At 67.4% G+C, this 13,163-nt stretch carries 12 protein-coding genes, 1 tRNA gene and 1 other RNA gene; 2 read left to right on the top strand and 12 right to left on the bottom strand.

What is annotated here, in order from left to right:
* Positions 1–125 precede the first annotated feature (125 nt).
* Positions 126–201: transfer RNA gene (locus ITJ57_RS08455), tRNA-Lys, on the bottom strand.
* Positions 202–348: 147 nt separating this feature from the next.
* Here ITJ57_RS08455 and ITJ57_RS08450 point away from each other — a divergent pair.
* Positions 349–1,152 carry an inositol monophosphatase family protein gene (locus ITJ57_RS08450; protein ID WP_370582274.1) on the top strand — a complete coding sequence of 268 codons (804 nt, stop codon included), beginning with the start codon at positions 349–351 and terminating at the stop codon, positions 1,150–1,152.
* A gap of 63 nt (positions 1,153–1,215) precedes the next feature.
* Positions 1,216–2,199 carry a DNA topoisomerase IB gene (locus tag ITJ57_RS08445; RefSeq protein WP_194669642.1) on the top strand — a complete coding sequence of 328 codons (984 nt, stop codon included), beginning with the start codon at positions 1,216–1,218 and terminating at the stop codon, positions 2,197–2,199.
* Positions 2,200–2,300: 101 nt separating this feature from the next.
* On the opposite strand, the gene mnhG is transcribed toward ITJ57_RS08445, so the two are convergent.
* From mnhG to prfB, 11 genes are all read right to left on the bottom strand, one after another.
* A complete protein-coding gene (gene mnhG, locus ITJ57_RS08440; RefSeq protein ID WP_194669641.1) occupies positions 2,301–2,678 on the bottom strand; it encodes a monovalent cation/H(+) antiporter subunit G in 378 nt (125 codons plus the stop codon).
* Complete coding sequence (locus tag ITJ57_RS08435) at positions 2,675–2,938, bottom strand: monovalent cation/H+ antiporter complex subunit F (RefSeq protein WP_194669640.1); 264 nt, start codon at positions 2,936–2,938, stop codon at positions 2,675–2,677. The genes mnhG and ITJ57_RS08435 overlap by 4 nt, the downstream gene beginning before the upstream one ends.
* Positions 2,938–3,507, bottom strand: coding sequence for a Na+/H+ antiporter subunit E (locus tag ITJ57_RS08430; protein ID WP_194669639.1), 570 nt, complete (start codon positions 3,505–3,507; stop codon positions 2,938–2,940). Before ITJ57_RS08430 ends, ITJ57_RS08435 begins: the two co-directional genes overlap by 1 nt.
* Positions 3,507–5,075 carry a Na+/H+ antiporter subunit D gene (locus ITJ57_RS08425; protein ID WP_194669638.1) on the bottom strand — a complete coding sequence of 523 codons (1,569 nt, stop codon included), beginning with the start codon at positions 5,073–5,075 and terminating at the stop codon, positions 3,507–3,509. Before ITJ57_RS08425 ends, ITJ57_RS08430 begins: the two co-directional genes overlap by 1 nt.
* Positions 5,072–5,551: a sodium:proton antiporter gene (locus ITJ57_RS08420; RefSeq protein ID WP_194669637.1), complete on the bottom strand. Its 480-nt coding sequence runs from the start codon at positions 5,549–5,551 to the stop codon at positions 5,072–5,074. Before ITJ57_RS08420 ends, ITJ57_RS08425 begins: the two co-directional genes overlap by 4 nt.
* Positions 5,548–8,478: a Na+/H+ antiporter subunit A gene (locus tag ITJ57_RS08415; RefSeq protein WP_194669636.1), complete on the bottom strand. Its 2,931-nt coding sequence runs from the start codon at positions 8,476–8,478 to the stop codon at positions 5,548–5,550. The genes ITJ57_RS08420 and ITJ57_RS08415 overlap by 4 nt, the downstream gene beginning before the upstream one ends.
* A gap of 138 nt (positions 8,479–8,616) precedes the next feature.
* Positions 8,617–8,985: a transfer-messenger RNA gene (gene ssrA, locus ITJ57_RS08410) on the bottom strand.
* A 136-nt stretch (positions 8,986–9,121) separates the two neighbouring features.
* Positions 9,122–9,598, bottom strand: a complete 477-nt coding sequence (gene smpB / locus ITJ57_RS08405) for an SsrA-binding protein SmpB (RefSeq protein ID WP_056007115.1) — start codon at positions 9,596–9,598, stop codon at positions 9,122–9,124.
* Between the two features lie 109 nt (positions 9,599–9,707).
* Positions 9,708–10,622 (bottom strand): permease-like cell division protein FtsX, encoded by a 915-nt coding sequence (gene ftsX / locus ITJ57_RS08400; RefSeq protein ID WP_056007118.1) that lies wholly within the window; start codon positions 10,620–10,622, stop codon positions 9,708–9,710.
* Complete coding sequence (gene ftsE / locus ITJ57_RS08395) at positions 10,619–11,929, bottom strand: cell division ATP-binding protein FtsE (RefSeq protein WP_194669635.1); 1,311 nt, start codon at positions 11,927–11,929, stop codon at positions 10,619–10,621. Before ftsE ends, ftsX begins: the two co-directional genes overlap by 4 nt.
* 100 nt (positions 11,930–12,029) lie before the next feature.
* Positions 12,030–13,139: a peptide chain release factor 2 gene (prfB, locus tag ITJ57_RS08390; protein ID WP_194669634.1), complete on the bottom strand. Its 1,110-nt coding sequence runs from the start codon at positions 13,137–13,139 to the stop codon at positions 12,030–12,032.
* Between the last annotated feature and the right edge of the window lie 24 nt (positions 13,140–13,163).

Raw genomic sequence — 13,163 nt, 5'->3', positions numbered from 1 at the left:
GGCCCGACGCGCCGTTGACGCGAATCGGACGCGGGCTGGCGCGAAACGTTGCAAAATCGGTTCAGCTCACGTGATGAAGGCCGAAAACGACGACGGCCCCATCCGAAGATGGGGCCGTCTCTCTGTGGTGCACCCCCCCGGACTTGAACCGGGAACCCACTGATTAAGAGTCAGTTGCTCTGCCAATTGAGCTAGAGGTGCGTGGTTTCGGAGTGTTCCGAACCGAGATATGACACTATCACCGAACCCGCCCCGGTGCGAAATCGAGCCCGTCGGCGTGTCGCGGAAGCGGCCCCGCAGGCCTCTGCTCGTCCGAGGAATCGACCCGGCCGACCCTATCCTGGACTGGTGACCGACCACTCCCACGCATCCCCCGCAGACCTCGAACTCGCCCTCCGACTGGCCGATGCGGCGGACCGCATCGCCATGGACCGGTTCGAGGCTCGCGACCTCGAGATCTCGACCAAGCCGGACCGCTCGCACGTCACGGACGCCGACCTCGCCGTCGAACGAGCCATCCGCGGCATCCTCGAGAGCGAACGACCCGATGACGGGGTGTTCGGCGAGGAGTACGGTGCGCAAGGACCGACGGACCGCCAGTGGATCATCGACCCGATCGATGGCACGGCGAACTTCCTGCGGGGCGTCCCCAACTGGGCGACGCTCATCTCCCTCGCCGTCGACGGGGTGCCGGTCGTCGGCGTCGTCAGCGCACCGGCCATGCACGCCCGCTGGTGGGGCGCCATCGGGCACGGGGCATGGGGACTCCGGTTCGGCGAGGTCGAACCGCGCCGGCTCGCCGTCTCCGCGGTCGCAGACCTCGCCGACGCGTCGTTCAGCTTCCAGAGCATCGCACAGTGGGCCTCCGTGGGGCGTATCCCCCAGCTCCTGGCCCTGTGCGGCTCGCTCTGGCGCGATCGGGCCATCGGAGACATGTGGCCCTACATGCTGCTCGCCGAGGGCTCGATCGACGCCGTGGCGGAGTTCGGTGTCCAGGAGTACGACCTCGGCGCTCACGTGCCCATCGTCCTGGAGGCTGGGGGACGCTTCACCGACATCGACGGCGCCCGGTCCATCTCGACGCGGAGCTCCCTCGCGACGAACGGATACCTGCACGACGCCTTCCTCGCCGAGCTGCCGCCGGTCGGCTGACACGACGAGCGGGCACGGCGCAAGCCCGGAAAGCGCTCCGAAGGCGCATCGTACGCTGGGCGGATGGTACGACTCAGGCGTAGTGACGTCAGCGGGCAGGGCATCCGACGGGTCCGCTCCGGACGCGGCTTCAGCTATCGGCTGCCCGACGGTTCCCTCCTCGAGGACCAGGAGATCCGCGCCCGCATCGACGGCCTGGTGATCCCGCCCGCCTGGAACGAGGTGTGGATCACCCCCTACGCGAACGGGCACATCCAGGCGACCGGCATCGACACGGCCGGCCGACGCCAGTACCTCTACCACCCCTCGTGGCGCGAACGACAGGATCGGAACAAGTTCGACCGGGCTCTGGCCCTCGCGGAGGCCCTGCCGGCGGCACGAGGACGGGTCACCCGCGACCTCCGACTCGAAGGCTACCCGCTGGCTCGGGTCTCGGCCGGCGCGTTCCGCATGCTCGACACCGGGTCGCTGCGCGTCGGCGGGGAGCAGTACGCGGAGGCGAACGGGAGCCACGGCCTGTCGACCCTCGAAGGCGCCCATGCACGGGTCAGCGGCGACACCGTCGCCCTGAAGTTCCCGGCCAAGAGCGGACAGCCCTGGGAGTCGGACATCGTCGACGCCGACCTCGCCTCACTCATCCGTTCGTTGAAACGGCGTGGCCCGCACGCCCGGCTGCTCGCCTGGAAGGACGGCAACCGGTGGCGGCACCTCCAAGCGAGCCAGATCAACGACTACGTCCGGGCGCAGACCAACGGTGCGTTCACAGCGAAGGACTTCCGCACCCTCCACGGCACCGTCGCGGCGGCCGAGAGCCTCGCGAAGACCGGTCCGGTCCGGAGCAAGACCGCGCGGTCGAAGGCCGTCGCCCAGGCGATGCGGGACGCGGCAGCCGTCCTCGGCAACACCCCCGCGATCGCCAAGTCGAGTTACGTCGACCCGCGCGTCGTCGACCGTTACGCGCACGGTGAGACGATCCCGCCGGACGGCCGAGGATCCCCGGAACTGGCCCTCCGCGTCTTGCTCGTCGGGTCGAACGACGGGTCCTAGTCCTCGCCGTGGTCGTAGCTGCCGTCGCTGTCATGTGACAGTCGACCGCCAGCGAGGTGCCTCTCGACCTCCGATTCCGGGATGAGCTGCAGCCCGTGCCGCTACTCGGGTGTATGTCCCGGATGCCGTTCCTCGCCGAGCTCTTCGCGTCCGGCGAGCTCGTTTCGCACGAGCAACGTCTCGTCGAAGTTCCCACTCCGGTACGCCGCGCGCGCGACCATGTGCGCCGAGATGGGCGCCGTCAGACTCTGGAAGACGATGATGGCGATGGCGATCGTGATCGTCCCGACCGTGGGACTAGACACGGCTACGTCGACCATGATGGCGATGAGCCCGAGGATCTGCGGTTTCGTCGCCGCGTGCAGTCGGGAGAGGACGTCGGGGAAGCGCAGGAGACCGACCCCAGCGGCGAAGCACATGATCGCCCCGACGATGACGAGCGCGCCGGTGACGATGTCGCGGATGAGATCGACGGTCATGCGTCGTCCTGCTTCGACATGAACCGCGCGACGCTCACCGAACCGACGATCGCGAACATCGCGAGCGCCAGGAGGACCGGCAGACCATCGGTGTGCCGGTTGACGGCCATCTCCGCCCCGATCGCGCACATCACGGTCGCGACCAACACGTCCGACGCGATCACGCGATCGAGGAGGCTCGGTCCGCGGATGATGCGGTAGACCGCGGCGAAGGCCGCGGCGGCGAACAGCACGGACACGACGATGATGACGACGAGCATCACGCACCCCTTCCGGTCGAGACGTGGTCGTGGTCATGGCGGAGCGCGTCCGCCTCGGTGCGGGATCCGATGGCGAGGATGAGACGCCGCTCCGTTCCGAGGACCTCGGCGACGACCTGCTCGATGTCGTGGTCGTCGTGTACGTTCAGGGCGTGCAGGTAGAGCGTCGACGCGGTGCGGTCGAGGTCCACCACGATCGATCCGGGCACGATCGACACCGCTTCGGCCGTCCAACTCATGATGAGGTCGGACGAGGTCCGGAGCCGCACCGCGATGAGGGCGTTGCTCGACCGGAAGGACGGACGGAGGACGAGCCAGGTGATCTCGGCGCTCGCGCGGACGATGTCGACGAGCAGTCGGCCGAGGAACACCGCGGTCCACCAGACGTTGATGCGACCGCTCAGCTCGACGGCCGGGAGGTAGAACAGGAACGAGACCAGGAGGGCGACCCCGAGCCCGGTCACGAGCGTGAGGAGGTCGAACATGCCCCAGAGCAGGCACCAGAGCAGCACCAAGCCCGCCGTCAGGAGGGCCTGGCTGACGAACGCGCGACGACGTGACGGTTGCATTACTTCAGGTGCTCCGTTCCGTCGGGGAAGACCGCGGTGATGTAGTTGTCCGGGTCTTCGATGTTCTCGGCGGCCCGCGTCGCGAGGCCGAACAACGGCCCGGCGAACACGGTGAGCGCGAGGGTCAGGGCGACCATGCCGGTCGTCGCGCCGATCATCGGGCGGGAGATGGTCTTGGTGTCGACCGACCCCGAGTCCTCCGGGCTCTCGGCGAGCTGGTCGAGGAGCGGGGAGGAGTACCCCGCGACCTCGTCCTTGCCGCGCCAGAACCCCATGTTCCAGACCCTCGCCAACGCGTAGAGCGTCAGGAGCGAGGTGGCGGCGCCGGCGGCGATGAGGATGTAGGAGAGCGGGTCCCCCAGGGCGACACCCGCCTGGAAGAGACCGATCTTCCCCAGGAACCCGGAGAACGGCGGGATGCCGCCGAGGTTCATCGCCCCGATGAAGAACAACACCCCCACGATGGGCGAGGCCCGGAGGATCCCGCCGAGCCGCGAGATGGACGTCGTGCCGCCGATCCGCTCTACCAGCCCGGTCGTGAGGAACAGCGTGGTCTGGACGACGATGTGATGGACGATGTAGTAGATCGTCGCAGCGGTGCCGGCGACCCCGCCCACCGCGATGCCGAAGATCATGTATCCGATGTGGCTGACAAGCGTGAACGACAACAGCCGTTTGATGTCCGCCTGCGCGACCGCGCCGAAGATCCCGATGAGCAGCGTCAGGAAGGCGATCACCATCAAGGGCGTTGCGAGCGGGACCTCCTTGAAGATGAGCGTGTCGGTGCGGATGATCGCGTACACACCGACCTTCGTCAGCAGGCCGGCGAAGACGGCGGTGACCGGCGCCGGAGCGGTCGGGTACGAGTCCGGGAGCCAGAACGAGAGCGGGAACACCGCCGCCTTCACGGCGAACCCGAGCAGGAGGGCCGCGCAGAGGATCGCCTGGACCTCCATGGGCAGATCGCGCACCCGGTCGGCGACCAAGGCGATCGTGACCGTGCCCGTCGCACCGTAGATGAGGGCGATCGCCGCGACGAAGAGGAGCGACGACATGAGGCTGATGACGATGTACGTCACGCCCGCACGGATCCGCGCGCCGGTCCCGCCCAGTGTGAGCAACACGTAGCTGGAGGCGAGCAGCATCTCGAACCCGACGTACATGTTGAAGAGGTCGCCGGCCACGAAGGCGTCGAACAGACCGGCCGCCAACACCAGGTAGGTGGGGTGGAAGATCGACACGGGGGTCTCGCGGTCGCCGTCGACGATGCCCTGGCCGATGGCGAAGACGAGGACGCCGAGCAGCATGAGCGCGGCGATGAGCAGCATGATCGCGGACAGACGGTCGACGACGAGCACGATGCCCCACGGCGGGGACCATCCGCCCAGTTCGACCACGATGGTGCCGCTCTGGTCGACCGCCGCCAGGAGGACGGCACTGATGACGGTCACCGCGGTGAGCGCGACGACGCTGATGGCGACCTGGGTCTTCCGGCGGTTGCGGAACATCAGCGCGACGGCGGAGCCGATCAGTGGGATCATGACCACCAGGGGCACGAGTGCGTTCATTCGCCCGCCCCCTTCCTCGTCGTGTTCCGATCGTCGCCGTGCTCGTTGCTCTCGTCGAGGACCCGTTGGATGGCCTCGTCGTCCAGGTCGACCTGGTTGAAGACCGCATCCGTCGCCGCCGCCGTGTCGTCCGCGTGCTCGTCGCTGAGGGTGTCGCCCTCGTCGCCGAGCTGCGCCAGCCACCAGGTCCGATAGATCAGGGCGAGGATGAACGCCGTCACGCCGAAGTTGATGACGATGGCGGTCAGCATGAGCACCTGCGGCACCGGGTCGACCATCCGGTCGTCCGAGGCCGTCCCCGTGACGAGCGGCGCAGTGCCGCTCGGACCGCTCATGATCAGGATCAGGAGGTTCGTCGCGTTGCCGACGAGGACGAACCCGATGAGGAACCGCGTCAGGCTGCGTTCGAGCATGACGTAGACGCCCGTGCCGTACATGACGGCCATCAGGACGACGAGGGTGAGGGAGGCGCTCATCGTTCGGCCTCACTCGCCGAGAACTCGTCCGTGCTCTGATCGTCGATGTCGGCTTCCTCCTGTTGACGGTCGACTTCGGCTCCGAGACTGCGCAGGATGTCCAGCGCGAGTCCGACGACGACGAGATAGACACCGATGTCGAAGATGCTCGACGTGCCGAAGGAGAGGTGACCGAGGATCGGGACGTCGGCGGAGAAGTACGCGGATTGCAGGGCTTCCCCGCCGAAGAACAGCGACCCGACGGCGGTGCCGACCGCGAGGAGCAGGCCGACGCCGAGCACCTTTCCGGCGTCGATGGGAACCGCCTCCCCCAACTCGTACCGGCCACCGGCCAGGTACCGCATCACGAGCGCCAGTCCGGCGAGCAGGCCACCAGCGAACCCGCCACCCGGCTCGTTGTGTCCGACGAAGAGGAGGAAGATCGAGACGACGATCGCCGGGTGGAACAGGAGTCTCACGAGCACTTCGAGCAGGATCGAGCGGTTCGCCTCGGCGATGGCTCGTCCGCCGATGAGCCACGAGTGGCGCCCGACGGCGTCGCGGGGAGCCTCCATCTCGCTGTCCGCCAGATGCGGGTCCGACACGACCTTCGAGCGCAGGCTGGGCGTCCGACGGCGACGTGCCCCGCTCAAACGAGGCACCTCCGCACCGCGCTGGGAGACGAACAAGAGGCTGGCGATGCCGGTGGCGACGACGACGAGCACGGAGATTTCGCCCATCGTGTCCCAGGCTCGGATGTCGACCAGCATGACGTTGACGATGTTCTTGCCGTGGCCCTCCTCGACGGCGAGGCGGGGCAGTTCCGTCGCGATGCTCTCCGCCCGGCGTGCGCCGAGGGCGATCACCCCGATGAGCCCCATGACGGCCCCCGTCAGGGTCCCGATCACGACGCGGCGGGTCCGGTGGACCGGAGCGTTCCGCTGCGCGATCTTGGCCGGGAGCCGACGAAGGACCAGCACGAAGACGACGATGGTGATGGTCTCCACCAGAGCCTGTGTGAGGGCGAGGTCGGGGGCGCCGTGCAAGGCGAACAACGCCACGAGGCCGAAGCCCGTGACACCCACGAGGAGGACCGCCGCCATGCGTTGCTTGGCCCTGGCCGCAGCGATCGCCGCGGTCGCCATGATGATGGCGATCGCCACCTGTGCCGGGTAGTCCCACAGGCGGACCTCGGCGGGCCAGGCTCGGCCGACGAGCGCGATCGTGCCGAGCGTCAGGACGAAGACCACGAGGATCGTGGACAGGTACTGGACGAGCCCGCCGCGCTGCGCGAAGAGCGTGACCTTCGCCGAGAGTCGATCGATCCCCTGTGTCGCGGCCCAGTAGCCCTTCGACGAGTCGATGACCGACGGGAGGCGGTCCTGGAGACGCGCGACCGGCAGACGCCACCGGAAGAGCAGGAGGCCGAGGAGCACCACGACCGCCGAGATCCCGAGGGCGGGCTCGAAACCGTGCCAGAGCGCGAGATGGTACCCGCCCTCCCCCACGGAGTCCGCGTAGGGCGCGAGCACGGTGTCGATCGGGGTGGTCACGAAGCCGAGCGCCACGGTGGCGACCGCGAGGACACCGGGAGCGATCATGATGCTGCCCGATTCGGCGTGCAGCTCGGTCGGCGCCGCGCCGCGACGGTCGCCGAACGCACCCCAGAGGAACCGAGCGCTGTAGGCGACCGTCAGGACGGAACCGACGGCGGTCCCGATGATCGCGACCCACCCCCAGAGGTCGCCCTCGAGCGCACCCTCGAGCAACGAGGTGAACACGGCCTCCTTGGCGACGAAGCCGAAGAGCGGAGGGATCCCCGCCATCGACGCGACCGCGATCGCGGCGATCACCGCGAGGACCGGCGTCTGGCGCCCGACACCGGAGAGATGCCGCCAGTCGCGGGTCCCGGCCCGATGGTCGATGATCCCGACGATGAGGAACAGGGCGGCCTTGTAGATCGCGTGAGCGAGCAGCAGCGCGACCGCCGCCAACGCCGAGTCGCGCGTCCCGTAGCCGGAGACCACCATGAGGAACCCGAGCTGGCTGACCGTGCCGTACGCCAGGACGAGTTTGAGATCGTACTGGCGGAGCGAACGCCAGGCTCCGGCCACCATCGTCAGGACGCCGAGACCGACGAGCATCGCATCCCAGCCCGGGGTGTCCGCGTACCCCGGCGCGAACCGCGCGACGAGGTAGATGCCGGCCTTCACCATCGCCGCCGCGTGCAGATAGGCACTCACCGGCGTCGGGGCGGCCATCGCGGCGGGCAACCAGAAGTGGAACGGGACGAGGGCGGACTTCGAGATCGCACCCACGAGGATCAGGAGGATCGCGACGGTCGTCGCCGGACCGGTGAGGCCCTGTTCGACGATCGACGCGAGGGAGGTGCTCTGCGCCTGCACCGAGATCATGATGACGCCGACGAGCATCACGAGCCCACCGAAGGTGGTCACCAGCAGCGCCTGCAGTGCCGCTCCCCGGCTCTCCTTGCGATCGGTGTAGTGCCCGATCAGCAGGTAGGAGAGCACGCTCGTGATCTCCCAGAACATGAACATCACGATGATGTCGTCGGCCGTGACGAGCCCGAACATCGTTCCGGCGAAGGCGAAGAGGAACGCGGCGAACCGCCCGAGGCCGGGCTCGTCCGCCGAGAAGTACCGCGCGCAGTACACGAGCACGAGGGCGCCCACGCCGGTCACGACGAGGGAGAGCAACCAGGCAAGCGTGTCCATCCGGAACGACAGCGCGATGCTCAGCTGTGGGATCCACTCGATGGTCTCGACGACCGTGCCGCCTGCGGTCACGGTGGACGTCTGGAACAGCGTCCAGATGAATGCCGCCGCGGGAATACACGCGATGACGTAGAAGACCTTCGTCGACAGCACTCTCGTGAGTGTGGGCGTGGCGACGGCGATCGCAGCAAAAACAAGCAGGATTGTCGCCATGCAGGTCTCCCGGGTGGTGGCGGCCTCTGGACTCCCAGGCTAGCAGCCCACTGGTGCGCGCCTGACCCCAAGCACGACGAAAGGCCCCCGCCGAAGCGGAGGCCTCACGTCGAACCGACGGCGTGTGACAACGACCAGGTGTGGAGATGGGGGGAATTGAACCCCCGTCCACTGCTGTGATTCTGCGCCTTCTACGGGCGTATCCCTTGACACGTTCTACTCGGCCCCGACCATTGACAAGGGCATCTTGGTCGACAGGCCCAGCCGAGGAAAAGTCCCGGATGACGTCGCGGCTCCGTCATCCAGCAAGTCCCCTAGATGACGCCAGGATCCGAGACGGGGACACGCTCGGTCTGACGGACTATCGGGCTCGCTTAAGCAGCGAGGGCGAAGTCAGTGCGCTTAGAGTTGGCACTTGTTGTTTTGCAGAGATCGTTAACGAGATAACCCTGCATCCTCGACCCGCTTCTCGCAGTTTCGCAGGCAATGTCGAAACCGATCATCCCCATGCGCTCAACTCCTCGTCGCCGAGGTGAAGAGGGTCGTTGTCACACGCTGTCGAGTTGTCAATCCGCCGCGAGCGGCGAACGAGCACCTTGCGGTGCAGCTTTCAAGTGTACCGCGCGGCGGCGGCGGTGTCACCCTATTCGCCGAGTCGGTTCCTGGTGGCCATCGCCCGAGCCGCCTCGCGGGTGTCCTGCTTCTCGCGCAGGGCATGCCGCTTGTCGTACTCCTTCTTACCCTTCGCCACCGCGATCTCGACCTTGGCCTTGCCGTCCTTGAAGTAGATCTTCAGTGGCACCAGCGTGAACCCACCCGGGGCGATCTTGTGCGCGATCTTGTCGATCTGCTCGCGGTGCAGGAGGAGCTTCCGCTTGCGTCTCGGCGGATGGTTCGTCCACGTCCCCTGTCCGTACTCGGGGATGTGCACCGCGTCGAGCCACGCCTCACGACGGTCGATGAAGGCGTAGCCGTCCACGAGCGACGCGCGGCCGGCTCGCAACGACTTCACCTCGGTACCCGTCAAGACCATGCCGGCCTCGTAGGTGTCCTCGATCGTGTAGTCGTGGCGGGCCTTGCGGTTCGTGGCCACGACGTTCTCGCCGCGTTCCCTCGGCACGGAGTACTCCTGACGTTCTGGTTCGGATCCGTCGGACGGACCGGCCGCGATCGCGGCAGCCTGTCAGTCTAACGCACGTCCGGCTGGACGGGCGACACCGGCCGCCGACTCAGACCTTGAGGTACCGAGAGATCGCGAAGTTCGCTGAGATCGCCGCCAACAGCACGCCGACGAGCAACAGGATCGGCAACACCACGAAGGCGTCTCCGAGATCGACGAAGTTGACGTACCGCATGCGGTCTGCCAGGTATCCCTGGACGAACACCTGGACGATGGTGATCACCGCCCCGGCCGCGAGGACGGATCCGATGAGCGCCGCGAACACACCCTCGAGGATGAACGGTGTCTGAATGAACCGGTTCGACGCACCGACGAGCCGCATGATGCCGAGCTCCCGGCGTCTCGAGTAGGCCGACAACCGGATCGTGGTCGCGATCAGCAGGGCCGCGGCGACGAGCATGAGCGCGGCGATCCCGATCGCGGTGTAACTGGCGATGTTCAAGACCGAGAAGATCTGGTCGAGATACTGGCGCTGATCCGTCACCTGCTCCACGCCTGCGACGCCCGAGAACGCCTCGACGAGCACATCGGACTGCGATGCGTCCTTCATGTTCACCCAGAAGGTCTCGGGCAGCTGATCGGCGGTGACGAACTGCGCGATGTCGTTGCCCTTGAACTGCTCCTGGAAGTTGGTGAAGGCCTGCGCCTGGTCCTCGAAGTAGAACTTGTCGACGAAGGGCGCGAGGGTGGACGACTCCAGCGCGCTCTGCACGGCGGCACGCTGTTCCTCGGTGGCCGCCCCGGCGGCACAGGTGTCGCCCGCGCTGTCGGCGGTGCACAGGTAGATGGCGACCTGAGCGCGGTCGTACCAGTAGTTCTTCATCTGGCCGATCTGCATCTGCAGGAGCACGGCCGTTCCGACGAAGGTCAGGGAGATGAAGGTCACGAGCACGACGGAGACCACCATCGAGACGTTGCGGCGCAGGCCGTTCCAGACCTCGGACCAGATCAGTGCGAGTCTCACTTGGTCGGCCCCACGTTCTGCTCTCCGTCTTCAGAGCCGCGCGCGGCGGCGCGCAGGCCGAGCCGCTCGGCGAGCGACAGGTGTTCGACCTCGATCGGGTCGATCTCGTTGCGCGCCGGGAGCCCGATGGGGCCGGTGGCGTTACTCAGGCGTTGTGGCGGCGCGACCTCCGGGACCGCATCGGCCGGGGGCAGTGCGGTCTCGTCGTCCGGCGTCGACGCTTCGGCCTCGGTCGCGTCCTGCAACGGTTCTTCGGCTCGCACGACCGGTGACTCCGGCTCGTTGACGGGCGTGACGACCGGCTCCTCGATCGGCGTCGCGACGGAGCCGCCGGTCGTCGACTCCTCCGCGGCGGTCTGCGGCGAGGAATCGCGCGAGAGCGCGATTGACGGGGATGCCGCCGTGGAAGCCGTCGGCGTGGCGGCGGTGGCGGCGACAGCGGCCGCAGCCACCGCACTCGTCGTGGGTTCGGAGTTCGCTGCGACGGAGGACGTCGTGGTCGTCACCGGGACCGACGGGGTGTCTGCGACGGGCGCAGCCGGCGTCGACACCGCGATCGGTGCTTGCTGGGCGGACGGCGCGGCGGCCTTCGACGATCCACGGACGAGCCCGGGGATGGCGGCGGTCGTGCCGTACCCGCCGTGGCGTTCGTCGCGGACGATCTGGCCGTCCTGCAGCTCGATGACCCGGCGCTGCATCTGGTCGACGAAGCCGGCCTCGTGGGTCGCCATGACGACGGTCGTCCCACCGGCGTTGATGCGTTCGAGCAGTTGCATGATCCCCGCGCTGGTCGCCGGGTCGAGGTTTCCCGTCGGTTCGTCGGCGAGGAGGATCTGCGGTTTGTTCACGATCGCCCGGGCGATGGCGACACGCTGCTGCTCACCACCGGAGAGCTCATGCGGGAGTCGCTGTGCCTTCCCGTCGAGACCGACCATCTTGAGGACGTCGGGGACGGCCTCCTGGACGAATCCACGCGACTTGCCGATCACCTGCAGCGTGAAGGCGACGTTCTGGTAGACCGTCTTGCTCGGGAGCAACCGGAAGTCCTGGAAGACGACACCCAGGCTGCGACGGAAGTAGGGGACCTTGCGGTTCGAGATCGAACCGAGGTCGTGGCCGAGCACGTGGATCTTGCCCTTGCTCGGCTTGTCCTCCTTCAGCATCAGGCGGAGGCAGCTCGACTTCCCGGATCCCGAGGCACCGACGAGGAAGATGAACTCTCCGCGAAGGATCTCGAAATCGACGTCGTTGAGTGCGGGACGCGAGGTTCCCGGATACTTCTTGGAGATGTGATCAAACCGAATCATGGCTCCTTGAGCTTAAGGAGCGACGTGCCGATTGCGGGCAGGACACGCCCGCGATCCGTACCCTGTACGAGGGCTGGGCGAACACTATGTCCGCCGCCGACTACTCGGCTTTCGACATCGAGCGCCACCGGATCCCAGCGGCGATGAATCCGTCGAGATCGCCGCCGAAGACGGCTGCCGGGTTCCCCTGCTCGTGCTCCGTGCGCAGGTCCTTGACCATCTGGTACGGCGCGAGCACGTACGAGCGCATCTGGTCCCCCCAGCTCGCGGTGATGGTGCCGGCGAGCTCCTTCTTGGTGGCCGCCTCCTGCTCCTTCTGGATGAGCAGCAGCCGGGACTGCAGCACACGCATGGCGGCCGCACGGTTCTGGATCTGGCTCTTCTCGTTCTGCATCGACACGACCGTGCCCGTCGGCAGGTGGGTGATCCGGACCGCGGAGTCGGTCGTGTTGACCGACTGGCCGCCGGGACCGCTCGATCGGAAGACGTCGACCCGGATGTCCGACTCGGGGATCTCGACGATCTCCGTCTCCTCCATGAGCGGGATGACCTCGACGGCGGCGAAGCTGGTCTGCCGCTTGCCCGCAGCGCCGAACGGGCTCATGCGGACGAGCCGGTGCGTCCCGGCCTCGACGCTGAGGGTGCCGAACGCGTACGGTGCGTCCACCTCGAAGGTGGCCGACTTGATCCCGGCCTCCTCCGCGTAGCTCGTGTCCATGACGGTGACCGGGTACTTGTGCTGCTCAGCCCATCGCAGGTACATGCGGAAGAGCATGTCGGCGAAGTCGGCGGCGTCGACACCGCCGGCGCCCGCACGGATGGTGACGACGGCCGGACGCGGGTCGTACTCGCCGCTCAACAGGGTCTGGACCTCGAGGTCGCCGAGCACCTTCTGGAGGCTGATGAGCTCCTGGCGGGCCTCCTCGGCCGACTCCTCGTCCTCGGCGTCCGTGGCGAGCTCGATGAGCACCTCGAGGTCGTCGAGACGGTTCGCGATGCTCGTGATGCGGGCGAGCTCGGATTGACGGTGACTGAGCGCACTCGTCACCTTCTGCGCGTTGGTGGTGTCGTCCCAGAGATCCTGGGCACCCGCCTGCTCGCTCAGCGTCGCGATCTCGGCTTCGAGACGGTCGACGCCGACGACGCTGCGGATGTCGTCGAAGGTCGAGCGGAGGGTACTGATCTGTGTGGAGAGGTCCAAGTCAAACATTTGGGATCAGCCTACCGCGCAGTG

Origin of the sequence: Plantibacter sp. VKM Ac-2880 (assembly GCF_015351235.1) — a bacterium.
Lineage (GTDB): Bacteria > Actinomycetota > Actinomycetes > Actinomycetales > Microbacteriaceae > Plantibacter.
The sequence above is the reverse complement of the archived record's forward strand: the minus strand, read 5'-3'. Positions and strand labels throughout refer to the sequence as shown.

Coding starts and splice junctions, on each gene's coding strand:
- ITJ57_RS08425 (WP_194669638.1), bottom strand. CDS start 5,075: ATGAACGCACTCGTGCCCCTGGTGGTCATGATCCCACTGATCGGCTCC.
- ftsE (WP_194669635.1), bottom strand. CDS start 11,929: ATGATTCGGTTTGATCACATCTCCAAGAAGTATCCGGGAACCTCGCGT.
- ITJ57_RS08445 (WP_194669642.1), top strand. CDS start 1,216: ATGGTACGACTCAGGCGTAGTGACGTCAGCGGGCAGGGCATCCGACGG.
- ITJ57_RS08420 (WP_194669637.1), bottom strand. CDS start 5,551: ATGAGCGCCTCCCTCACCCTCGTCGTCCTGATGGCCGTCATGTACGGC.
- prfB (WP_194669634.1), bottom strand. CDS start 13,139: ATGTTTGACTTGGACCTCTCCACACAGATCAGTACCCTCCGCTCGACC.
- ITJ57_RS08415 (WP_194669636.1), bottom strand. CDS start 8,478: ATGGCGACAATCCTGCTTGTTTTTGCTGCGATCGCCGTCGCCACGCCC.
- ITJ57_RS08435 (WP_194669640.1), bottom strand. CDS start 2,938: ATGCTCGTCGTCATCATCGTCGTGTCCGTGCTGTTCGCCGCCGCGGCC.
- ITJ57_RS08430 (WP_194669639.1), bottom strand. CDS start 3,507: ATGCAACCGTCACGTCGTCGCGCGTTCGTCAGCCAGGCCCTCCTGACG.
- mnhG (WP_194669641.1), bottom strand. CDS start 2,678: ATGACCGTCGATCTCATCCGCGACATCGTCACCGGCGCGCTCGTCATC.